General features: G+C 42.3%; 20 protein-coding genes. 17 read left to right on the top strand and 3 right to left on the bottom strand.

What is annotated here, in order from left to right:
- Positions 1 to 188 precede the first annotated feature (188 nt).
- From G3R49_RS19165 to G3R49_RS19100, 14 genes are all read left to right on the top strand, one after another.
- A complete protein-coding gene (locus tag G3R49_RS19165; RefSeq protein WP_348633946.1) occupies positions 189 to 545 on the top strand; it encodes an SMI1/KNR4 family protein in 357 nt (118 codons plus the stop codon).
- A 414-nt stretch (positions 546 to 959) separates the two neighbouring features.
- Complete coding sequence (locus G3R49_RS19160; protein ID WP_167870723.1) at positions 960 to 1,319, top strand: hypothetical protein; 360 nt, start codon at positions 960 to 962, stop codon at positions 1,317 to 1,319.
- Between the two features lie 527 nt (positions 1,320 to 1,846).
- Positions 1,847 to 2,323, top strand: a complete 477-nt coding sequence (locus G3R49_RS19155; RefSeq protein ID WP_167870722.1) for a hypothetical protein — start codon at positions 1,847 to 1,849, stop codon at positions 2,321 to 2,323.
- 122 nt (positions 2,324 to 2,445) lie between these two features.
- A complete protein-coding gene (locus tag G3R49_RS19150) occupies positions 2,446 to 2,979 on the top strand; it encodes a hypothetical protein (RefSeq protein WP_167870721.1) in 534 nt (177 codons plus the stop codon).
- Positions 2,980 to 4,261: 1,282 nt separating this feature from the next.
- On the top strand, positions 4,262 to 5,044 hold the full coding sequence (locus tag G3R49_RS19145) for a pyridine nucleotide transhydrogenase (protein ID WP_167870720.1): 783 nt from the start codon (positions 4,262 to 4,264) through the stop codon (positions 5,042 to 5,044).
- Positions 5,044 to 5,862 carry a sugar phosphate isomerase/epimerase gene (locus G3R49_RS19140; RefSeq protein ID WP_167870719.1) on the top strand — a complete coding sequence of 273 codons (819 nt, stop codon included), beginning with the start codon at positions 5,044 to 5,046 and terminating at the stop codon, positions 5,860 to 5,862. Before G3R49_RS19145 ends, G3R49_RS19140 begins: the two co-directional genes overlap by 1 nt.
- Positions 5,859 to 6,209 carry an SMR family transporter gene (locus G3R49_RS19135; RefSeq protein ID WP_130602241.1) on the top strand — a complete coding sequence of 117 codons (351 nt, stop codon included), beginning with the start codon at positions 5,859 to 5,861 and terminating at the stop codon, positions 6,207 to 6,209. The genes G3R49_RS19140 and G3R49_RS19135 overlap by 4 nt, the downstream gene beginning before the upstream one ends.
- A gap of 3 nt (positions 6,210 to 6,212) precedes the next feature.
- On the top strand, positions 6,213 to 7,331 hold the full coding sequence (locus tag G3R49_RS19130) for an FAD-dependent oxidoreductase (RefSeq protein WP_167870718.1): 1,119 nt from the start codon (positions 6,213 to 6,215) through the stop codon (positions 7,329 to 7,331).
- A complete protein-coding gene (locus G3R49_RS19125; RefSeq protein WP_210147291.1) occupies positions 7,331 to 8,335 on the top strand; it encodes a glycosyltransferase in 1,005 nt (334 codons plus the stop codon). Before G3R49_RS19130 ends, G3R49_RS19125 begins: the two co-directional genes overlap by 1 nt.
- Complete coding sequence (locus G3R49_RS19120) at positions 8,332 to 9,120, top strand: glycosyltransferase family 2 protein (RefSeq protein WP_130602247.1); 789 nt, start codon at positions 8,332 to 8,334, stop codon at positions 9,118 to 9,120. The genes G3R49_RS19125 and G3R49_RS19120 overlap by 4 nt, the downstream gene beginning before the upstream one ends.
- Complete coding sequence (locus G3R49_RS19115; protein WP_130602249.1) at positions 9,110 to 10,519, top strand: hypothetical protein; 1,410 nt, start codon at positions 9,110 to 9,112, stop codon at positions 10,517 to 10,519. The genes G3R49_RS19120 and G3R49_RS19115 overlap by 11 nt, the downstream gene beginning before the upstream one ends.
- A gap of 303 nt (positions 10,520 to 10,822) precedes the next feature.
- Positions 10,823 to 11,218, top strand: a complete 396-nt coding sequence (locus G3R49_RS19110; protein WP_130602251.1) for a universal stress protein — start codon at positions 10,823 to 10,825, stop codon at positions 11,216 to 11,218.
- 64 nt (positions 11,219 to 11,282) lie between these two features.
- A complete protein-coding gene (locus G3R49_RS19105) occupies positions 11,283 to 12,440 on the top strand; it encodes a hypothetical protein (RefSeq protein ID WP_167870716.1) in 1,158 nt (385 codons plus the stop codon).
- A 153-nt stretch (positions 12,441 to 12,593) separates the two neighbouring features.
- Positions 12,594 to 13,988, top strand: coding sequence for a DUF1566 domain-containing protein (locus tag G3R49_RS19100; protein WP_210147290.1), 1,395 nt, complete (start codon positions 12,594 to 12,596; stop codon positions 13,986 to 13,988).
- 79 nt (positions 13,989 to 14,067) lie between these two features.
- Here the strand turns inward: G3R49_RS19100 and G3R49_RS19095 are convergent, their stop codons facing one another.
- Positions 14,068 to 14,343 carry an HU family DNA-binding protein gene (locus G3R49_RS19095; RefSeq protein ID WP_167870715.1) on the bottom strand — a complete coding sequence of 92 codons (276 nt, stop codon included), beginning with the start codon at positions 14,341 to 14,343 and terminating at the stop codon, positions 14,068 to 14,070.
- 475 nt (positions 14,344 to 14,818) lie between these two features.
- Between G3R49_RS19095 and G3R49_RS19090 the strand changes: the two genes are divergently transcribed.
- From G3R49_RS19090 to rplY, 3 genes are all read left to right on the top strand, one after another.
- On the top strand, positions 14,819 to 16,129 hold the full coding sequence (locus tag G3R49_RS19090; protein WP_167870714.1) for a murein L,D-transpeptidase: 1,311 nt from the start codon (positions 14,819 to 14,821) through the stop codon (positions 16,127 to 16,129).
- A 390-nt stretch (positions 16,130 to 16,519) separates the two neighbouring features.
- Entirely contained in the window at positions 16,520 to 17,071 is a 552-nt protein-coding gene (locus G3R49_RS19085; protein ID WP_130602259.1) for a DUF882 domain-containing protein, read from the top strand.
- A gap of 197 nt (positions 17,072 to 17,268) precedes the next feature.
- Complete coding sequence (gene rplY, locus G3R49_RS19080) at positions 17,269 to 17,556, top strand: 50S ribosomal protein L25 (protein WP_130602261.1); 288 nt, start codon at positions 17,269 to 17,271, stop codon at positions 17,554 to 17,556.
- Between the two features lie 130 nt (positions 17,557 to 17,686).
- On the opposite strand, the gene G3R49_RS19075 is transcribed toward rplY, so the two are convergent.
- Both G3R49_RS19075 and G3R49_RS19070 read right to left on the bottom strand, forming a co-directional pair.
- Positions 17,687 to 21,808 (bottom strand): translocation/assembly module TamB domain-containing protein, encoded by a 4,122-nt coding sequence (locus G3R49_RS19075; protein WP_167870713.1) that lies wholly within the window; start codon positions 21,806 to 21,808, stop codon positions 17,687 to 17,689.
- Positions 21,808 to 23,610, bottom strand: a complete 1,803-nt coding sequence (locus tag G3R49_RS19070) for an autotransporter assembly complex family protein (RefSeq protein ID WP_242620425.1) — start codon at positions 23,608 to 23,610, stop codon at positions 21,808 to 21,810. Before G3R49_RS19070 ends, G3R49_RS19075 begins: the two co-directional genes overlap by 1 nt.
- Positions 23,611 to 23,675 lie beyond the last annotated feature (65 nt).

Here is a 23,675-nt window from a genome sequence, read left to right as displayed (position 1 = left end):
GAAATAAATAAAATTTATGCATTAAACAATTAAGTATGCATGATTCGCATATAACAAGCTGTTTAATCGGGACTTTTTATAGCCTGCTGAGTTCCGCTTCGCTACACATTTTAGCAGGCTGATAAAAAGCCCCTTAACAGGGCGTTAGTTGTACTCAATCAGAGTCAGAGTAAATGGAAGAATTCTAAATTAAAATACCATCCGATAGGGAAATTGCAGATGCCCAAAATAAGCTAGGTTTTAAATTTCCTGAAGAATATGTGGCGTTTATAAAATCTGGATACGATTTAGGAGATGCTCCACTAGATGCATTACAAATCGTCGACCCTCCTAGTTACGTTGACATATATGAAGCATTGGAAAGCGCACGAAAATTTTACGATTTACCAGTAGGACTAATGCCTATCTGCGAAGACAACTCCGATTACTACTGTATCAACCATAAAGGTGAAGTTGTATTTTGGTCACATAATGGAGTTACAGATGAAAAGTGGGCAAATGTAACTATATGGCGCAATCAAATGGTTTTAGAAGCTGGTGAGTAGCGTACAACTAACAAGTTACTTAAAAGGACGCAAAACGCTTGGTTTGTGCTCCTTCGTCGCTAATTTTAGCCAAGCATTTATGCGCCCATTAGTAAGGCGTTAAGTGTCAATCGAGAATAAAGTATGTGGCTAATTAAAGGACTAATTTATTTACTGATGGCATTGCCAGCTATTGGAATCGGAATCGCGATAATCGTTTGGGTTTTATACAACGTTTTTATCGAAGCTCAACCTCAATATACGGGCCCAAGCTTTATTGCCAGCCTAGGTTCGTTTGGTATAAGCATACCAATGGTAGGTATCGGATTTTACTGGTTCAAAAGTGGCTACAAACACTTAACAAGGCGCTCAAGCAAGGACGGGCTAACGCCCGCCGCTTAGCTTGGCGTTAGCAGTACTAAAGGATTGGTGTTCATGAATAAACTTGCGGTGCTATCACTAGCGTTATTAATGTTTGGGTGCTCAAGCGAATCTGAGTTTGTCCAAACTAAATGTGGCTACATTGAAGACACTGCCCTAATCGCCAATTTTTCTGATGGAAGTGCTTCTCGTACCGTATCGATAAACGAGAACTCTTTTACGTTTAAAGGAACTACTGTAAAAGATATGAAATGGAGAGCAGATATCAATGATCTTCAATCTATCCAATTCACTGAAAATTCAGAGTTAAAAGTCACTTTAAAATCTGGTTTCTCTAAGGTAATTGGCATTGTCGATAGTAAGTGCAGTTTATTGATAAAAGCACGACTTAAAGAACTGCGAGTTGGTCAGTAAAGTACTGCTAACAAGCGCATAAAGTGATTGGGACTGCTAACGCTTGGCTCAGTTCCGCTTCGCTGCACAAGTATAGCCAAGCATTATCAGCCCCTTATGCGGGCGTTAGCTCACTATCAAGGATTGTCGCAAAATGAATGACTTCGAAGGGATTATAGTACTTTTTATTTGTGGTTCTTTCGGGTTTTGGTTGACTTTTTGGCCTTTAGGTTACCAAAAGTTACTATTTGTTTTACTAAGCGTAATGAAATATTTTAGATTAAATGCAGGTGCAATTAAGCCCGATTTTTCTATAAGACCCAATCTAGTCAGATTATTTGGTAGTATTTTTTTACTAATATCTTTTTGGGGCTTGTACATGGTGTTAACTGGCACATTACCTAATCAAAACTAGTTGGTGTATGTCAGCAAACTAACAAGCCAATTATGGCATGGACGCAAGACGCATGGCTTGCGAACCTTCGTCGCTAATTATAGCCATGCATTTATGCGCTCAATATTGAGGCGTTATAAGTACAGGGAGTCCGATGAAGTTTTTAGGTGTATTTATCTTTTTCATATTTAGCTCAAATGCTGTAGCAGGCACACCTGCAACCCTTTCATATGAAGATGCTGAGAAAATGAAAATATCAGTATCTAAATGGTACGATATACCTGAAAAAGAGCGTACGTCACATAAAGAATACCTTTCATGTACGCCATTCGAGATATTGGTTCCTCTCGTTGATCAAAAACATCCTGACTTTACAAAGCTTATTTTCAGCTTTGAATTAATTAAGAACGGTAAAGTATTTCTAAACGGTAACTTGTCAACATCACCGTTTAAAACTGAACTAACAGGTGTTGGCACTGGATGCCTGCCTTTGGATAGTGAGTATCAAATTAATGTTACTTTCTCTTATAATCCAGAGTCTGGGATAACTATGTGCCCACCTGCATATACAATAAATAATTTTACAGCTTTTGTTGAAAGTACTTATAACAAGCCAATCATGCGGGACTAAAAACAGTTTGCTCAGTTTCGCTTCACAGTATAGCCACGCAGTACCAGCCCCTTATTGGGGACTCATTATGTCTATGTTTTTACAAATTTAGTTGTCACTAGTTCTAGGCAAGGAAGTCAAAGATGAAACCATTCAAATTGCTATCGTTATCGGTTGTCGTTGTAATAGTTACTTTAGCACTGTCTTATGAAAAGATTATTTCTAGTATACTTTTACCTCAGTATGTTTCCTGGGCTTATGATGTTGATGCGAAAGGCTTGGAGGTTGGAATTCCGCTTAAAGAGCGAGAGATTTTATTGGCAACTGAAATTGGAATTCAGAATCCAGAAAAAGTAAGAATCATCTATGTTGATGAAGTTCCTTTCCCTTATGAAAACTATGCCTTGAAAATTCTTGGCGAGGCACTTGGCTTTGTTGGCGAGGGAATTGTCAATGACGCTCAAGTTTTTGGTTATTCCATTTATGTCAGATCAGGTTACAAGTTAGATAAACCAAGACTGGCTCACGAATTAGTGCATGTGTTACAAATTGAACGATCGGACTTGGAAACAATTATTACTCAGCACTTCTCTGATCTTGCACAGTACGGATATCAGAACGCACCTTTGGAAGTTGAGGCGTTTAAAGCTAACCAAAAGTACAGTGGCGAGTATTAAGTAGCTATTAACTATTGAGTGTCCAAAAAATAAAACAAGCGCATTAAAGTGAAGGGACCGCTAACGCCTGGCTCAATTCCGCTTCGTTACACAAGTTTAGCCAAGCAGTATCAGCCCCTATTAGGGCGTTAGGTTTTCAATGAGATTACCCACATTCCCAGAGTTACTATTTGCTATATCTATGGTGTTCTTTATCGCTTTTGTATCGTCATTTAACTCTGAATTATTGGGTGGCGAATCATTGTGCAAATTGAGCTTGTTAAGTGGAAAGTAAGCCAGTTGCAGCCTAAATGACAACTCGATCACTAATTTTCGCTTGGTTGTTCATTCTGGTGGTAGTACTGAAACGATAACAACAAAAGTTCCTGTTTCTATAATTATTAGAACAAATGAAGAAACTATAAAATATGACAATATTTTGCCCAAAAAAGCGAGTGCTAGCGCAGGACGTAAATATGAATCAAACCTAAACTATGGTGTATATGATCTGCCCAAGGGCTCAGTAAACATAAGTGTCAAGGCAAGCGATAACGTCAAAAGACTATCATTGTTCAATGCAAAAATACTGAAAGGTGCCAATGATTATTATATTCATTTGCTAGGCATAACATTTTTACTAATTCTATTTTTCTCTATTTACAGTCGAAAGCGTATTTTTGTTAATGGTATTGGTAAACCATTGCCTTATGTTCTTTATTGTTTTGTAGCAGTGTTAGTTTTAACATGGGCACGATGAAAACCGAACAAGTCAATTATTGATGGGACGGCTAGAGCTTGGCTTGTGTCCCTTTGTCGCTAATTTTAGCCAAGCATTTATGCGCCCAATATGGAGGCGTTGATATGACTCCCCAAGTCAAGCAAAGCGCAATTGTTTCAGCCTAAAAGTACCTTAAGCTTGGTTCTTCAATTTTTAGTTGAGCCAAGGCGATGGCACAAGCAAATACCCACAAAGCATTGAAATATACTGCAGGTTAACAAGCAGTTAAGGGCACTGGGTACTTTGCCTTTTTGTTGACACTCTAGAGCATGTGCTTCCCTTTAACGTTTTTTACCTAAGCGCTAGTCGATAATGCCAACAGTGGGTTTGAGTAAACTCATTGACAAAGTTCGTTGTTGCCTAGTTAACTGTTTATCTGTCTTTATATTAAAAACTGGTTATGGTTTTGATAAAAAACTTTTAAATCATGCGGTTAACATACACCCTAGTTTTTATGTATAGCTTGAGTTTAGCCACTTTGTTACAATCGCTATCAGTTTTTTATAGGGACTGGAACACACAAAAATGGCGAAGAAAAGCGCGTTAATAGGCTACAGTGGATTTGTTGGTAGCACTCTTCTAAAACAAAGTAAGTTCGACGAGTTATACCGTTCGACTAATATTGAAAATATTAGAGGTAACTCTTTTGGCACAGTTGTTTGTGCTGGCGCACCTGCAGTCAAATGGCTAGCAAACAAAAATCCTGAACAAGACCGCCAGAGCATTCAAGGCCTTATTTCACATTTGTCTACCATTAAGTGTGACCAGTTTATCTTAATCAGTACTGTTGATGTATTTAAGACGCCGCTTCAAGTTACTGAGTCAACACCAGTCGACACAGACGATCTTCATGCTTACGGGCTTCATCGGCATGAGCTTGAAGAGTTTGTTAAGTCTCATTTTGATAATTACCTTATTGTTCGCCTACCTGGGCTTGTTGGCCCCGGTCTGAAGAAAAACGTAATCTTTGACTTTTTAAATGACAATAATCTTGATGTTATTGATAGTAGGGGCGTTTTTCAGTTTTATCCTATGGTTAACTTGTGGTCAGACATTCAGGTTGCAATTAACAACAATATTGATCTACTGCACTTAACGGCTGAGCCTGTATCTGTTGGTGATATCGCCTCGGAGTGCTTTAATCTCGACTTTAACAATGAATTGACTAACCCTCCAGCAAGCTATGATTTTCAGACAAACCACGCAAGTTTGTATGGTAGTGAACTCGGTTACCAATACGCTAAGCGAGAAGTCTTTTTAGCTATTCGCTCTTACGCGCAATCTGAAGCGCTTAAAGAGGATATCTAATGCTATCTATTTCTAACATAGCGTGGGACGTCAGCCTAGACGATGATGTTGCCACACTTTTAAACGATCTCGGTGTTCCTCATATTGATGTTGCGCCTCCCAAGTACTTTAGCGTGCCAAGTGAGACGACGGCAGAGCAGGTATTAACGGTTAAACAATACTGGAATGCTAAGGGGATTGAGCCTATTGGGATGCAAGCGCTGTTGTTTGGCACTGCGGGGCTGAATGTTTTTGGCGAAGAGGCCGTACAAGCTAGGTTGCTCGAGCATCTGACTCACATATGTAAGATAGGTGATATTCTTGGCGCAAGAAAATTAGTTTTTGGCTCTCCAAGAAACCGCGACCGTTCTCATTTAGATGATATGCAAACTCAGGAAATGGCGATTAGCTTTTTCAGGCGTTTAGGTGACATTGCAAAAAGCAATAATGTTGTGGTGTGCCTTGAGCCTAATCCCGTGTGTTATCAGGCGAACTTTATGACAAATAGCCTTGATACTGAAGCTGTTGTGAGAGCAATCGATCATCCTCATATTCGCATGCAACTCGATATAGGCGCGATGTGTATTAATGAGGAGTCTCCTGCTGAAATCATTAAGGCGGTAGCGCCTGTCGTTCATCACATCCATATTAGTGAGCCTCAGCTTGCTCCATTGAACAAAGACAACTTGTTTCACCTTCAGGCAGCGGATGCGATAAAAACCTATTTGCCTAATATGCCGATGACTATTGAAATGTTAACCACGGAAAATAATGCGTCAATGGCAGAAATTAGCGCTGCAATCGAACTCACGCAAAACATCTACGGGAGTACTAGATGAAGTGGATAATATTGTTGTTAGGCATTTTGTCGAATGCATCTGCAAGTGTTTTGATTAAGGTTGCGATGACCGATAAGGCTTCGCCGATACAGCTTAGTAAACCATTATCTATTATTTGTAATTTGCCTTTGATTTCAGGGCTGAGTTTGTATTGCCTTGCGTTTATTTTGTACGCAGCAGCGCTAACGTACCTACCTTTGAACGTCGCGCACCCAACGTTAACCAGTGGGTCAATTGCTCTTGTCGCTATTGCTTCGGTTGTGTTTTTAGGCGAGCGATTTACTACGATAAATATTGTAGGAATTGTTTTGATTACTCTTGGCGTTGTCGCGTTAACAACGAAATAATCTATGAATAGTAATGTAGACATCACGATAATCGGTGGCGGCTTTTTCGGTTTATATTTGGCTGAGTATTTTGCGCTATCAAATAAAAAAGTATTGGTTGTTGAGAAGGAAAGTGACGCGATGCAAAGGGCGTCATATATCAATCAGGCCAGAGTTCACAATGGGTATCATTATCCTCGTAGTGTGCTTACTGCATTACGTTCCCGCATTTCGTTCCCGCGATTTGTCGATGAGTTTGAATCATGTATTGATAGCGATTTTGACAAGTACTACATGATTTCAAACCGCCTCGGTAAGGTGAGTCCGAATCAGTTTGAAAAGTTTTGTGACCGTATCGGCGCTTCTCATGAGCCAGCAAGTTCTTCAATCCATCAGTTAGTTAATCCCAATATGATTGATGGCATTTTTAAAGTAAAAGAATTTGCCTTTAACTCGGTAATTTTAAAGGAAACCATGCTCAACCGTTTAAAAGACAAAAACGTTGAGATTATGTTTGAGCATGAAGTGACTCGCGTTCAGAAGACTGCGTCATGCTTAGCGCTGACGATTAGCGGTGGTGACGACGAGAAGACGGTTTCGAGCAAGCAGGTTTTCAATTGTACTTACTCGATGTTGAATGCTGTTTTGTCAGAGTCTCAAATTGACCTTATTCCGCTGCGACACGAAATGACTGAAATGTGCATCGTCGATGTACCAGATGAATTGAAGAACCTTGGGATCACAGTGATGTGTGGCCCATTCTTCTCCATTATGCCTTTCCCCGCGAGACAGCGGCATTCACTTAGTCATGTTCGTTACACGCCGCACTATGAATGGGATGACAGCAATGACAGTGCATACTTAAATGCACACAAAATAGCGGTGGAAAATGTAAGAAAAACCGCGTTTAGAAAGATGAAGCTTGATGCTAGAAGGTATATCCCTATTTTAGACGATATCACTTATGAGGATTCTTTGTGGGAGGTTAAGACTATTCTCCCTCGAAGTGGCACGGACGACTCTAGACCGATTTTGTTCAAAGCGAATTATGGCTTAGAAGGTTTCCACTGCGTGATGGGTGGAAAAATTGATAACGTATATGACGTTGTGCAAACAATTACCGAATTAGGATTAAACGAGTGATGAAGAGTGATACTTTTGTCTCTGTTGTATTGGTTGTAAATAATCAAACCAGTAAGTTGATGGCATTCATCGAAAAATTGTCACCATATTTAGAAAACAACCTCAATGACTATGAAATAGTCATTATCGACCAGCATTCTACTGATGGTATGGAAGTTGAGCTGTCTAAGTCGCTTACTACTTATCAATCGATAAGGCACATTCGTTTGGCACAGGAAGAGCCTGTCGATGTGGCGCTTGCAGCTGGACTTGAAAACGCGATTGGTGACTTTGTTATCAACTTAAATGTTGAATCTGACGCCGTTGATATTATCTTGCCATTGATAGAAAGTGGCCTGTCAGGACACGACATTATTGTATGTACATCTAACAAGGTGACATCTCCACTGTATAAAGTCGTAAGACGTCTATCTCGTCGTTTGCTTAAATCTATTGGCTATACCTTGCCACACAATAGCACTGGTACCTTTTGTTTCAGTCGCCGAGCGGTCAATGCAATTACCGAGTCAGGCAGGTTTTATTGCAAGCTGCATATGCGAATGGCCAATGTGGGTTATAAGCTTCACTCATTCGATGCGACCAAGTATTTATACAGTTTTAGTAAGAAAAGCCTTATTAGTGGCGTAACAGAAACGCTTCACCATATGGTGTTTAACTCAACTAAGCCTCTTCGCTGGATGAGCTTTTTGGGCGTGATGGGCAGTATGCTGGCGATGATATATTCAGTTTACAGTTTACTCGTTCACTTGGTTAACGACACGGTTGCTTCAGGGTGGACGACAACGATTCTATTTATGTCTACGCTGTTTGCCATTTTGTTCACCATGCTGTCGTTCTTTGGTGAGTATCTTGCTCGACTACTGAGCGATCGCAGTGAACATAAAGAATATAACGTGGTGTATGAGCGTAATAGCTCGGTGATGCTGAATGAGAATAGAAGCAATGTCTTGTTTACATCAACAAATAACGAAATAAACAATAGTCAAACAGGAAGAAACAAATGAGTGTGATTTCAGAGCATCACGAAATCCCTAATTATGAGGAAGTTTTTACGTCAGCCAAGCAGCATGACTATTGTGTCGCCATATTCGTCATTAACGAGGGTGAAAAATTACGCAAGCAGTTAGAAAGAATGAACGACTGCAATCTCAATGTAGACATTGTGATATCTGATGGTGGAAGCACTGATGGTTCAACCAATGTAGACAGCTTGCAAGCATTGAATGTAAACACCTTACTGGTAAAAAAAGATGTGGGCAAACTGGGTAGTCAAATGAGAATCGCGTTTTCTTGGGCGATGAATAAAGGCTATAAAGGTGTGGTTGTTATTGACGGTAACAACAAGGATAGCGTTGAGAGTATTAATGATTTTGTGGTTAAGCTGGAAGAGGGCTACGATCACATCCAAGGGTCACGCTTTATCCCTGGTGGCAAGGCAATTAATACTCCCGTATCTAGGCTTCTAGGGTTAAAGCTGCTGCATGTGCCAATGATTAGGATGGCGTCTGGCTTTAAATATACTGATACCACAAATGGTTTTCGTGCCTATAGCCGTAAGTTATTGCTAGATGACAATATGGCGGTGTTTAGAGATGTATTCACTAGCTACGAATACCATTACTATCTGGCAATTGAAGCGGCAAAACAAGGTTTTAAGTGTATTGAAATCCCAGTCACAAGGGCATATCCGAAAGGTAAAGTCCCGACTAAAATCTCTCCCATTAAAGGTAACTTAGGCGTTATTGCTACCCTGTTTAAGGTGTGCTTTAGAGGTTTTAATGTTAAGTAAGCAACAATTCGTGGGCTTAGCATCGCAAGCACAGGCAAAGCATATACACTTTGCCTTTTTCGCTTTCTGCTTGATTATGTTGTTGGCGCTGTATTTGCTGCCAGGATACTGGTATTCACCTGACAGCTTCTCTTATTATGAGTTGTCCAAAACCTTTTTTGGTGATGTTGGCTTTTATGAGCCAAATACGATTAGAAGCTATTTTAATTTAGAGCAATCAGCGGCGTTCCCACTGCTTTATCCACTCTTGTTGGCTAGCTTGAACTTTCTGTTTTTTGACAGTTACTTAAGTGCGCCTTATTACAACGTCATTCTCACCTGTATATCTTACTTTTTGTTGATAAAAGTATCATCTCAATATACGGAGAATAAGTTCTTATCTGCAGCATTTGCGTTAGGTGTGACCTTGTTTCCTGGCTATGTCGACGAAGTATTAAGTGGCAGAAGTATTCCATTGAGTATGGTGCTGTTTTTGTCATTTATTGTGTTATTTCAAAGTCGAAAGTTTAGTTTTGCCGCTTTGTTGTTGGGACTATGCTGTCTAGTTAGGTTTGATATGTTGGCGTTAGGGCTATTTGTTTCGCTGTATTTTTCATATCAATCTAGAAGTGCTTTGCCGACATTGTGCTTTGTTTTAGGACTAACGCCCTGGATGGCATACAGCCTCACGTATTTCGATAGTATCTGGGTATCTGATAACTCATGGGTTGTAAAGTCCTCGGTGCATGCCTATGTAACTGATTTTCCTGCTAGCGCAACATACACAGTGTTTAATGACACGATGACTTGGTTGCAAAAGGTCACGCTAAATTACTTGAAAGGTAACTTGTACTTTTTACGTGCTTTTTTGGGTAACTTTGTTTTGCTGTACCTGTTGGTTTTATTTATTAAGCATAAGCAATATTCGAGGCTCAGTACCAAAGAGGGCATATTTTACTTCCTGCTAATTAACGCCTCTTTAGCGCCATTTTTTCTGTCTGGATATTTCGACAGCAGATACTTTTACCTACCAATATTAATGCTTGGGTTGTTATTTTTGCACAAGGGTATTGATCAAAAAGTGACTAAATCAACGGTTGCCTTGATGGTGGTGTTAGTGATGGTGCTACCACTTTCCAAGATCACTAAAGGGCTGGGTAATTATGCAGAAAATACCACTAAGCTGGAGCTGAGATTAAGCGATATAGCGCATGTTAGCGCGATGCATCAAGGTGAACTAGATGTCACTTATTTTATCAAAGAGCGAGACGATGGTTTGACCGTTGCACCTATGTACGGTGCACTGACCGGTAACAAGGTTGCGTTAATCCCAGGGAATCTTGAGACGGTTAATCGACAACAACTCGATAGTTATCTTGGTAAAAATAAGCATGTTAGTTTAGAGGATTTGAATCACTAAGCGCATTATTGAAGCTTTATATAGTCAATACGGTTCGATTTGAACTTAACAAAAGCAGCTCTTATTAGGAGCTGCTTTTTTGTACCAGAGTAGTTGGCCTAGGGTGTTGTGGTAGTGATTTTGCTGAATTTTTAATCTAGCTCAAAGACTTGATATGTTTATATTGTTAATTTCATCTGATAACGCTAGTTTAGCTATATCTAATTGATTTGATGGTAATTAGGCTTGCGTGACCGTCAGCTTGTTACATGAGTCTATTCTAAGAGTCATGGTCGTTGTCACTGTGTTGAAAAGGAAGTTGGTATGTACAAAACAATCTTATGTGCTGTAGAAGTTGGCGAAGAAGGCGATGCGGTGATTGCAAAAGCGAAACAGCTTGCCGAAAAATTTGATAGCGAGCTTATTTTGATCAGCGTACTGCCTTACAGTTTTTTGCCCAAGGACTACCAAAAAGAACTTGAAGATAAAGCAATCCCTGAGTTTGAAGCATTCGCGTTAAAGCATGATGTTGTGAGTAAGAAAAGCATATTGAAAGTGGGTAAGCCTTACGTGGTGATTTGCGATCAAGCTAACTACATTAATGCTGATCTAATTGTCTTAGGTACACATTCCAAGTCAGGCATTAGCTCATTATTAGGCTCAACGGCTACAGGTGTCAGCAATCAAGCCCATTGTGATGTGTCATTGGTTAGGATCTAAGGTTGTTCGCTATCTGCTTCTCACGATGATATCTCGTTGAAGCAGTCATTCGTTAAGGGAACTAATGAAGTTATTTAAATCAACCGCTAAATATCAGCAGGCGTTTACATCAAAGCATAATGATGTCACAGCGTTTCACGCCGCGCCTGGTGACATCAGCTTGATGGATTATGCTGGGATGCTTTGGTTTAAATTACCTGCGCTGGTGTTTGGCAGAACTTATTACCGCTTGCAGCGCCATTTTGATAAAGGACCGTCGAAAGATCTTGATGCTGAAAGCTTATATCAGTTGATCGCAACTACAGGGCTTGCAAGATATGTGAGAGGTGATGCGTTAGATCTCGCTTATTTTGCCAATATCAACATGCCCAGCGCACTGATAAAACTTGATCATAAGTCCCATAGGGCTATTCCTGTCGCAGCTGATGGTGAGAGTGAGGCGCAAACTATGGATAGGGCTCAGCGGGCGTGTTTTTTAGCTGTGCCAATTCACTATCATTCGTTTGTCCATTTTCACGCTCCTACAGCTATGGCGGTTTATGCTGCAACCCTGCCTAAAAGTCACTTTAAACACTTCTTGCAACGCCATAGCCGTTACACCTTGATTTACAACAATGGTGGTATTGATTTGGCTAGCTCTAGCTATATGTGTCAAACCTTGTTGCCTGATTATGCCAATCACAGGGCGAGTGATTCGATTTTGGCTCGGGTGCAGCAATATTGGAATATTACAAAACAAACCAAGCCAGAATTACCTTTGGCAAGGGAGATTGCTAACCCTGAAAACTTTGTAATGGACTGGCATGTTGAAGCGAAAGGTGGATTGCCATTTGAGCAAAAAATTCGCCGTTTTTACGGACCTATTCGAGACTATGTGCTTAAACAAAACTTCAGTGAGCAAGAGTTACAAGCTTTTTCTGATTGGTTTAGCGAGCATATTTATCCTATTCCTGAAGAGTTAAGAGCTACAGCTGTGCCGCTAACTTATCTAATTTGGAGTAATTCAGTGGTGCACTCACTCGAGCATGCTGAATATTACAAATGGAAAGCCTATGCACGTTATGGCCCGCAAACCCATGATGAGTCTTGGTATCGTTATTTTATGAATGCGTTTACTAAGCCCTATGGTTCGTATTTTCGCGATGAGAAGTTACAGCGATATGTACCTGAGATTAAGGGCATCGAAGGCGCTGGTGACTGCTACGTCTCAATTCAGTTTTGATTTGTAAGTAGCTTGCATTAACTCGCTCGTACTCAGCGAGCAACGCCATAAACACTCCTATTTATCTGCATTATCTCTACACACTCCTTGCACAATTAGTCGATAACCTAGCTCTTAGTGAATAGTCAGTTTGAGTTAAAGCGGGAGTAGGGCATGACACGAATTATCCCTTTGAGTGGTTTAGCCTTTGTTGTAGCCAGTTTAATGTTGTCAGGCTGTGGACTGGATGAGATTTATGCCAGCTCAGATGATGACGGCAGCAGTGATGACACCATTACCAGTGCAAATTATGCCATCGTCGATACTGAGCAAATCGCTTGTTACGACAACCTCGTCGATATTATCTGCCCAAGCGCTGGCAACAACTTTTACGGTCAAGATGCGCAGTTAAGCCGAAATAGCCAAAGTTATACTGACAACGGCGATAGCACTGTGACAGATGATGTGACCAATATTATGTGGACCCAAAGCACTGACACCAATGGCGATGGCAGCATTGATATTTACGATAAGTTATCATCAGATGACGCCACAAGTTACTGTAGTAATCTGACCTTAGCTGGCTATTCAGACTGGCAACTACCTAACATCAAACAGCTGTATTCGTTGATGAATTTTCAGGGCACAGACCCAACCTCGGATGATCAAACCTACCTTAAAGCCTTTATTGACCAAACCGTATTTGATTTCTCCTATGGTGACACCGCCAATTCAGAGCGCTTGATTGATGCTCAGTACGCTAGCACGACCAGCTACGTGAGTGCTGAGGCAGGGGACTTGTTATTTGGGGTTAACTTTGCCGATGGACGTATCAAAGGCTATGAGCAGCTTATGTTTGGGCAAGTGAAGACTTATTACGTGATGTGCATGCGTGCTAACACTGGCTATGGCGAAAATGATTTTATTGATAACGGTGACGGCACGGTGACTGACAATTCGACCCATTTGATGTGGATGCAAGCCGACAGTGGCAATGGCTATACCAGTGGTTTCAATTACAAAACAGGTTTGGATTTTGTGCAATCAGATAGCGGTGATTTTATTGCGCTTGCTGATGATGCTGAGCTTAAAGGTGCAATGACTTGGCAAGATGCCTTGGATTACGCTGAGCAAATGAATAATGAAGGGCACCTAGGCTATAACGACTGGCGCTTGCCTAATGTGAAAGAACTGCACAGTTTGGTTGATTACTCGCGCTCGCCTGCCACCGATTCCAGCGCAGCCATTGACCCTGTTTTTACTAGTACCATGATATTCAACGAAAATGGTGAAGCCGATTACGGCTTTTATTGGAGCAATACTACACACGCAACCAATGGCAGTTTTTATGACGACGGCTTTTACGGCAGAGCCGGGGCATATATCGCATTTGGTCGAGCGCTGGGTTATAACGCAAATCAAGCTGAATGGGTGGATGTTCATGGCGCGGGAGCGCAGCGGAGTGATTTAAAGCAATGGGATGGTGAGGATTATAGTTTAGGTTTTGGCCCGCAAAATGACGCAATTCGAATTTATCATTATGTCAGGCTAGTGAGAGATGCTAGCTAGCGGTCGGCCCAGTGGATTTTGATAGACCCTAATGGTGATAATCAATAGGGTCTATATGGCTAAGTGCAAAGCGTATTGGTTAGCTGTTCACTTGTTCCTTTAGCTTTGGCGCAGGTTTGAAGCTTGGTTGGTTAAAACCATCAATTTCGATGCTCTCGCCAGTTTGCGGGTTACGTCCTTGCTTGGCAAGGTGATATCTCAATTCAAAGGTGCCAAACTGAGGTACATATACTTTTTCGCCTTCGGTTAAGGCTTGATGAATAGTCGCTAGGATCTGTTCTAACTGAGGTTTTGTTTGGGCATGGGAGATTGCCATCTTGGCTGCCATACGCTCAATGAGCTGTTTCTTTTTCATTCGCGGCTACTTCAACATCTGTGCTTAAAACATGAGGTTGGTCTTTATAGCAGCCATTGCGAATCAAACCTAGTTAATTAGCGTTTATTAACCTGACAACTGGCGCGTGTGCTGTTTTTTGCGGCGAATCGACTATATAAAAAAATTTTTTTGGCCTCATCTCCCTAAAAGGTATGAAGTTTTTCGCGAGTAAACGAACTGTCATAATATTCGCCAAAATCTTTGCCATACTTTAAGTATGAAGAGATTTGTTGTTTCATTATTTACAGCGTTTTCGTTCGGCCTTACGTCCTTTTGTGTCAGGTTATACCCCCGCTCAAATCTTCAAAGTCAATTGGTTGCTAATAGGTTGATTGCTCAAGTGAATGCTAGGGCATCTGGGCTAAAATGCGCCTTAACGGTTTTGTTCGCGGCCTTAGCGATTGGCTTAGGTTTCGCTTCGTCAGTTAATGCGCAGTCATTAAGCGAGCGTAGTTTGACGCAACATGTGCAATTACTGCAGCTAGCATACCCAAGCGCCAGGCGCGCGCATTATCTTGATATACTTCAAGGTCAGTCCTATGCCGATAAGCTTGAGTTTCAAGATGAGATTATTAACGACATAGTGAGTTTTTGGTCTGAGCGTCAGGTGAGCCTGCCTTATCATCAGCTTAATTTTCATCATGTGCCGTCAACTCAGGTTATCGCCATGGCAGTTGAGCCGCAGGTAGAAGATTATCTCGCCGTGCAAAACGCTATTCGTAAACTATTGTGGCTACAACAACAGTCTAGTTGGGCAGCAATTGAGCCAGGTGGATTGCTTAGGCAAGGAGATAGCCATAAAACCATCAAGGCGATTACTCAAAGGCTGCAATTGTTGGGTGACTTAGTTACTGAGATAGAAGCTGAGTCTGTTTACAGCACAGAGTTGATGCTTGGCGTGCAGCAATTTCAAGCGCGCCACGGTTTGAAAACAGATGGGGTGATTGGCCCTAAAACCTTGTACTGGCTCAATCGCACGCCTTATCAAAAGGCGCAGCTTCTTGCACAAAGCTTTATAGAAAAAACTATTTACCTTGCCAGCATTGGTGATAGATATTTACTGGTCAATATTCCTGCTTATAAGCTACACCTAGTTGATAACAACCAGCTAGTGCTAACTTCAAGAGTCATTGTGGGTAAAGCCTACCGACAAACGCCTGTATTTCAGGGTGAGATTTCTAATATAGTCATTAATCCGACCTGGACAGTGCCGCGAAAACTACTGCGCCGTGATTTATTGCCAAAAATCAGAAAAGACGGCAATTATGTGGTTGATGAGCAGTTCGATGTTTACGATTACTCAGGCAACCGAGTTGCTAAAGAAGCTGAGCAGTGGCAACAGGAGGCCTCTGGGCGTTTTCCGTATCGATTAGTGCAGCGCCCCGGTAAACACAATGCGCTGGGACGTTATAAAATCCACTTTCAAAATGATCTAAACGTGTATCTACATGATACGCCAACACCTGAGTTATTTAATGAGCCTCAACGCGCGTTATCATCAGGTTGTGTGCGGGTTGAGTCGATACAAGAGCTTGCCAATTGGTTTGCTGATAACCTGGTTGAAGACCAACGCACCTGGCAGCGGTTACAGTCAGATTATGAGACTACTCAATGGTTCTCGCTCAAACAAAAACTACCAGTTCATTTTGTTTATTGGCCAGCCTGGGTTAATGATCAGCATGTGGTGCAATATCGTGACGACATCTACCGTAAGCTGGTGACGCCTGTACCCACAAAAATTGCTCAAAATAGCCTTGCGCGCTAATACTGGCGTCAATTTTAACCTCAGCACTGCGATTACCCCCATCTAACACCTCACATCTAGCATCTAGTTTTGGGAATGTGTACTTAGATGTGCAACCACAGTTTTCTTGTTTCTTTCAAAAATTGTGTTTTACCTAACAGCGTTCACACATGGCTGTAATTAAAAGGTTGCAGGTTTGTGATCTTGATTGTGATTTAGTTCCTAAAGTGAAAATGAGCTAAAAATTAACCAAATTAGCTATTGGTGATAAATGGCTAATTCTTATGATGATAATGGTAAAACCTGCATTTTTACTGGTTTTAAAAGCTTAATGAGCACTTGCAATAGTTTTCACTTCCGTATAATTTGCCCGTGATTCGAATAAAAAAACAGCAATTATATGGTGCGTTAATGTCTTTAGAGTGTGTTGCCCGCAGGCAAGTTTTGTTTGGGTTAGGTGGGGCTGCCCTGGTAAGTATGTTACCTAAAACCGCTAACGCGAGTCGTTCGACTCAAGGTGTTAAACAGTTAAGCTTTTATAATCGTCACACTGGTGAGCGTATCCAAGGTGATTTTTGGGTAGACGGCCAGTATCAAGCCAATATTATTACCGAGTTCAATCATCTATTGCGCGACCACCGTCAAAACGTGGCAGCGCCAATGGATAAGCGGTTGTTTGAGTATCTGTATAAGCTTCAATCAACGCTAGATACCGATGGTGAGATCCATGTGATTTCTGGCTACCGTTCACCAAAAACCAATAACATGCTGGCAGCTAAGAGCAATGGCGTGGCTAAAAAGAGTTATCACATGAAAGGCATGGCAATGGATATTGCTATTCCTGGCGTGAGCACTAAGAATTTGCGTGATGCAGCTATGTCGTTAAAGCTCGGTGGGGTTGGCTATTACCCTAAATCTGGTTTTGTGCATGTAGATTGTGGGCCTGTTCGCGCCTGGGGTTAACTGTTCGATTGCTGGCTCGCGATACTGATGATAATTAACTCATATAATTGCTTGTGAGGGCTCTGGGGCTATGTTAGTATTCGCGCCTCAATTTGTCTGAAGCAGATTGGTTTAGAGTCATACACATATGCGTTATTGGTCGAAAATGACGTTTATCCCTGATGACATCTCAAATTTTTTATATAAGTGAGTTAATCATGTCTTACACTATCAATGCTGAAATCCGCACTGAAATCGGGAAAGGTTCGAGCCGCCGCCTACGTCACGAAGGTAAAGTACCAGCAGTTATCTATGGCCCAGGTAAAGAGCCTGTAGCTATTACTCTTCTTCACAAAGATATCATCAACATCCAAGTGAACGAAGACTTCTACACTACTGACCTAACTATCGTTTTAGATGGTAAAGAAGTGAAAGTTCGCGCTCAAGCTATGCAACGTCACGCGTTCAAGCCAATGGTTGAACACATTGACTTCAAATACGCTTAATAGCTGTTTGCGAAAAAAAGCGCCTTAATGGCGCTTTTTTTGTGCCTGAAATTTACCTCAGGGGCTAGGTTTGTTTATTAAAAGTATGTTTATAAAAACTGTTCGACATCAACGCTATTTAATGTCAAAGCTACTCAATGTCGAAACTATAGTAGATATCCAGCGACTGACTTAGAGTACTCGACACACTTTCGAGGTAAAGCTGAGACAATAAATAGTAACGCACTGTCATTTCGTAGCCTGGGTTAAATACACCTATACCGTACTTAACCATTAGGCTGTCACCAATATAACCGCTTACCGCGACGCGGCCGTCATCATTCGCATCCAGTTGTACGTTAGAGAAACCAAATTTTTCGATGAGGTTGGTGGCTGTGCTACCAATATTGTCAATCGCGCCGCCACCTAGTTGAGTCCCTAAACTAAGTGCAGTATTAAGCATGAGTGCATTGTTGGCATCTGAGTTAGAGGTACTAAAGCCTTTGCCAGTGAGAATGTATGACAACACTTCTGCTTGCTCTTTCGCTGGATTTGAGAAAATGTCTACCACTGGCTTCATGGTGGTACCTGTTACGCGCACACCCGCCACCAAATCTTCATCTTTAATTTCTTTGGTGGCTTCAATGTTCAAGTTTGCCACACTCGGCGGGCCGGAGAATTGTACTTCACCAGTGTCGATGGTCAGTGTTTGCCCCATAAACTTGTAGCTGCCCTGGTTAATTTTTACATCACCAAATAGTTGTGCTGGTTTAGTCGTTTCTTGTTTTAGTAACAAGGTGCCCGATAGCTTCCCCTGTAGCCCCATGCCATCTACTGAGACTTGATCGCCAACATTAATATTGAGATTGCTACTGAGCAAGTAAGGTTGTGACTTTTTCTCCAATTCGGAAATTGAGTCTTGGTAAACCACGTCATCTGAAACCGCAATACCGTCATCTGACAGCTGTACTATGGTGATTTGTCCGCTTGGTATGGAAATATCACCTTTTACATCGAGCTGTTTGGTGTCAAATACAATTTGGACATCAGGTGACACATCTAAAATCGCTAGCGGTGGCTGAATGATAGCCAGTTTGTCGCCTTTGATATGAATATCGCCTTTAATATCACCATCACCCCAGGCTAAATCGCCTTTGCTGGTCACTTTACCTTCACCCATCTGCCAAGCTGCTTGAAGTTGGCCTTGCTGACCACTTAGTTGCAACGTGGCGTCGAGATGATTAATCAGTGTGGGGTTGGCGGTTAAGGCGAGGGCACCGTCATTAATTCTCACTTCCCCTTGGCTAACAGGTGACTCCAGCGTGCCGCTGATATCAAGGTCTGCTGAGACTGTACCTTCAAGGGTGGCAAAGTGCGGGAATAACGTTACAAGTGGCAGCAGATTCAATTGATTGATCGTGAAACTGCCGCTTAGTGCCTTGTTATTAGCGATATCAATGCTGAGATTACTTTGGGCGCTGGCGAAGTCTTGCGATAGCAAGTTAAGCGAGCTATTCAGTAGGTCGTTGGCAAGACTCGCGTCGACTTTTAACTGTTGATAGTCAAAGTCAAGGCTACGGCTTTCATTACCTTCAAGCTGAATGCTACCTGGAGTAAGTATCAGCGTCAGGTCAGCATTTGGCTTTTGCTCGGCAAACCAATTGGCGCTTAGGTTTATTGCCGCATGACCTTGCCAGTTAAGGTTGCGCGGTAAATAAGGCTGTAGCAATTTGCCCGGCTCGCCTGCAAACTGTAAATTTGCCGAGCCTGTAGGCGCAATATCAATATCAGTTGACGAGCAGATTAAATGCTCTGATTGGCCTAGACAGAATTTAGTGACTGAGCCTTGCTGGGCAAGGTTGTCCCAATTGATAACAATGTCGTTCTGTAATCGCCAAAAGCCAATTGGACTGTCGATATCCAGGTTATCTAAATGTCCTTCAAACTGTTGCTTTTCAAGGTCTGAGTGGCTAATGAGCTTGACGTTGAGGCCAAGGTCACCGTCGCTGGTGAGCTGAGTATCTTGATTGTGCTGATCGCCTTTTGTAGTGAGCTGCGCTTTCGCTAGGTGCACGCCAGCAAGCATCGCATGCTCGATATCAAGTTGTGCATTAAATAGATGACTTGCCAATGGTTGATACTGACCTTTAACGAGTAAGCTTTGTAGGCGATACCCCATTAGATCAGCATTATCTATTGAGGCATTGATATCAACCACAGGATTATCTTGTGCGCCATTAACATCAATACTGGCTTGAATGGTACCTTGCGTATCGGCAACCCAAAGGCTTAAATCTGGCACAGTTAGCTCGGCGTTTATATCCCAAACTTCATCAGCCTGACCATTGACTCTAAGGTTGCTTCCGAGCATTTGCGCTTCAAGGTGATTGGCGTTGATAGCCAGTTTATGATTGATGTCGATATCGCCTTTCAAGGTGAAAGGGTTAGCATTTAGCTCGCCATCAAGGTCGGCATTAAATAGTGATACTTGCCAAGTGTTCTGTTCTTTTCCCGCTTCGGTTATGGAGCCGACATTGCCGCTAGTGGTAAGTTGCCCATTCAGATTACCCGACAAAATATCGTAGTCGACGAGCTGTTCAATGTGCTCAATAATCAAGTGATCTGCAATAACATCAGCGCGCCAGCTAAAGGCCGTCAAGTCAGTGCTTAACTGCTCGTCGCTACTGTGTCCTTCTTTGGATTGCTTATCAGTTCCTGCGTGCTCGTTACTGACTGACTGACCAAAACTCAATTCACCATCCAGCAATAAATGGCCTGCTTTAGAGCGTAAATCAACATCTGTTAATTTTAGCTGTTTGGCTTGATGTGAAACTGTTCCTTCAATTTGCGTTGCGCTGTGAAATGGGCTTTGAAATAACGTCTTAATGGTCGCGTTTTGTTTGGTCAAATTGCCATCGGTCACCAGTGTATCAATATCAGCTTGATACTCTCGCTCTCCAGCAAGCGGCCAATAAACTCGGCTATCGCTTAATTTAGCTGCATAGGGTAGCTCTGGCGTTGTGAGATCGATTTTCCCTTCAAGGTTGACTTGAGTTTCGCCAGTAACCACAGTATTGGCTTGTAGTTGGCTAAAGTCGCCTGAAAGTTGTAGCTCAACTTGTTGGTCGGTGAACCCGGGCAGCTCATCAACTTGATTAAAGTTGAAGTTACCTATTACATCCATAGGGTAGTGGCGGGTAAAGTGCATTTCGCCTTTAATTTCGGCGTCGCCATAATCATGGGTAAATGCTAACTCGTCAACGGTTAGGTGGTAGGCGATAAAGCTACCGCGTAAAGCGATATGTGCAAAGTTATCTGTGCGCGAGCCAAGGGTTAGTTGATTTTGTTGTATATCGAGTTGCTTAACGAAAATCGCAAACGGCATGCGAACTAAAGGTAAATCGGCCATTGCCCAAGTGTCTGAATCGTTAGTTTGCTCATCAGCTTGTGTCTTTACAACTGAGTTAGCTTTGACACTTGCATTAGCGTCCGCTTCATCACTGCCAAGTGGAATATTGACGTTAAGCCCTTGACTTGTAAGCCAATCAACCTGAAGTCCTGGCTCATTCCAAATCGCTTGCCCGCGCAATTGATCTGAAGAATAGGTCATGTCGTTGACGCGAACATGAACATCATTGAGCTCAAGTAAACTAAGACTAATATCAATAGGGAGTCTTAAATCTTGCTCAGTGACTTGAGCGAGCTCTTGCTCATTTTCGCTGTCGCTTGAGTATTGGTTTTGGCCGTTGGTTGGCTGCTGGCTCGAGTCGGTTTCTGGTATAGTTAAACTTTGCTCTGAGGTCTGTTTTAAAATTTCAGTATCGACATTTTCCGTATCAGCGCCGATTCGGTCGGTGTCAATGTTGACCACAACGCCGCTAGCGGTGAGGCTTTTTGCACAAATTTGTTTGTAGAATAAACAGGCTGGATTCCACTGTAAGCTAAGTGCATCTACCTCTACTTCAATTCCTGACATACGCCAGCTAGCATTGGTGACGCTCAATTCACGATTGATCACGCCGCCTTGGTATTCAAGACTTAACCCTGGAACAAACTTGTCGGCTAAAAACACCGTTAAATGACTGCCAAATGGCGTGCTTAAAAGTACTGCAAGCGCAATGATTAAGAATAGTGGCACATAAAACACTGTGCGCATACACAGTTTAAAGGTGCCAAATAGGCGCTTTAAGCTTTTACTTAAGCCACTTTGAGGTTGTGTTGCTTGTTTTTTACCTGGCTGTTGGCCTGCTTGTTTATGGGAGGTGTCGGACATTAAAGGTCTGCCCCCATGGTTAAGTGCAGGCGCCATGAGCGAGCAACGGTTTCAGTTTCTTTTAGGCCGACACCTAAATCGAGTTTGATCGGGCCAATCGGGGAAATCCAGTGTATGCCTCCACCCACTGACACCACGGGTTCAAATTGACCTCTATCAAAGGCATTACCTGCATCGACAAAGGTGCCCACACGCCAGGTAGGAGTAACATAATATTGATACTCGGCACTGGCAACAGCTAAATAGCGGCCACCGACTACCTGACGCGCAGGAATGCCATCATTATTGATGTAGTCAATATAGGGACCAAGCTCTTGATAGCTATAACCACGAATAGACTGATCGCCCCCGGCAAAATATCTTAGTGATGGCGGTACAAAATCAAAGTCTTGCTCGCTGACGATATTCGCACCTAAATCCAGGCGGGTAACAAATCGGTGTTTGTCAAAAAAGGTGTCTATCCACTTCCATTTGGCTTGCAAGCGAGTTAATTCAATGGTTGAACCAAGATTAGGATTAGCATATTCAATACTGTAGGTTTGGCGAAAGCCTGATTTTGGATCCAGCGAGTTGTCACCGCGCTGGGTTCGCGAAATACCCCAACCAAATAGATATAGTACGGGGTCGTAATCGACGTCTGATTGATTATAGAACTCGCGCACAGCCTCTACTGAGTAGCCAATCAGCCAATTGCCACCAGTACGGGTCTGGCGGATAACAGCTAGCTGATACTTGGTTGCTTCTAGCTGCCCTGTATTGCTGTATGTGAGGTTATCTTCATCATAAACCTGAGTGACACCGTATTTGTCACGCAGTAAACCAACACGGATTTTTAATTGGTCGTCCAGCGGATGTGACAATGGAATTGTGTAGGTGGTTAACAGCTTGGGGCGATCTGGTGACCATTCTGCCGTGGTGTCTTGAAAGTGGCCATAACGGTTAATTTGTGGGGTACGCCAGGTGACCTTAACTCTAGGGTCAACGCCAGACTCTGAACTATTACCAATATCAACACCCAAACCTACTTCGATTGAGTGGCTTGGTTTTGATGCTAGTGCAACGCGAATTGGCACTTGCTGATTTTGTAGGTTATCTACCTGAGGTAGTACCCTGATACTAGCGAAATAACCTGTGTCGAGTAGGTTACGATTGAGTGCACTTAACGGCGTAGTTGCGTAGTGTGCACCATCATCAAAAGGTACCAGCGCTTCAAGTATATTGTCGTTTAGCTCGTGCCCCTCAAAGGTCACATCGCCAAATAAGTAGCGCTCACCAGAGTCAAAGTGCAGGTTGAGTTTTGCGGTTTTGTCGTCACGATTGATATTGATTTCAGACAAGGTAAATTTGCCATCAAAATAGCCTCGCGCCAAGGCAAGGGTGATCAGTTGTGTTTTGATGGTGTTATAAATACCGTGATTCAGCCTATCGCCAGGCTTGACGGTTAAAGTATCTAGCCAGCTATCAAATGCCTCATCTTCAAGCATTTCACCTGAGAACAAAATATCGACCCATTTGATAGTAACAGGGTCGCCAGGATTGATGTCTAACGTTAGCTGCCAAGGCTGCTGACTATTATCAATTTGTGTATTCACCTCGGCATGGTAATACCCCATGCTTTGCAGGGCATTGGTGACGTTATCTTCAACATTGAATAAAAACGCACGGCGTTGTACATCGTTTTCTGGTGTTTTACCAAGGTGAGCCTGAATGTTACTTGCTAGCGCTTCACTTGTGCCTTTAACTGTCACTTTAAGCACTGACTCCGCGTGCGCAAGCGGGGCACTCAAGGCACATAATGCGATGACTAGAAAACAAAATAATTTGGCGCAGTGAGTCAGCAAGGTGAACAGAGCTCAATATTTGAGGG

The organism is Shewanella sp. WXL01, from assembly GCF_012263345.1.
GTDB lineage: Bacteria > Pseudomonadota > Gammaproteobacteria > Enterobacterales > Shewanellaceae > Shewanella > Shewanella maritima.
Note: the sequence above shows the minus strand (reverse complement) of the source record. Positions and strands in the feature narration are given on the sequence as shown.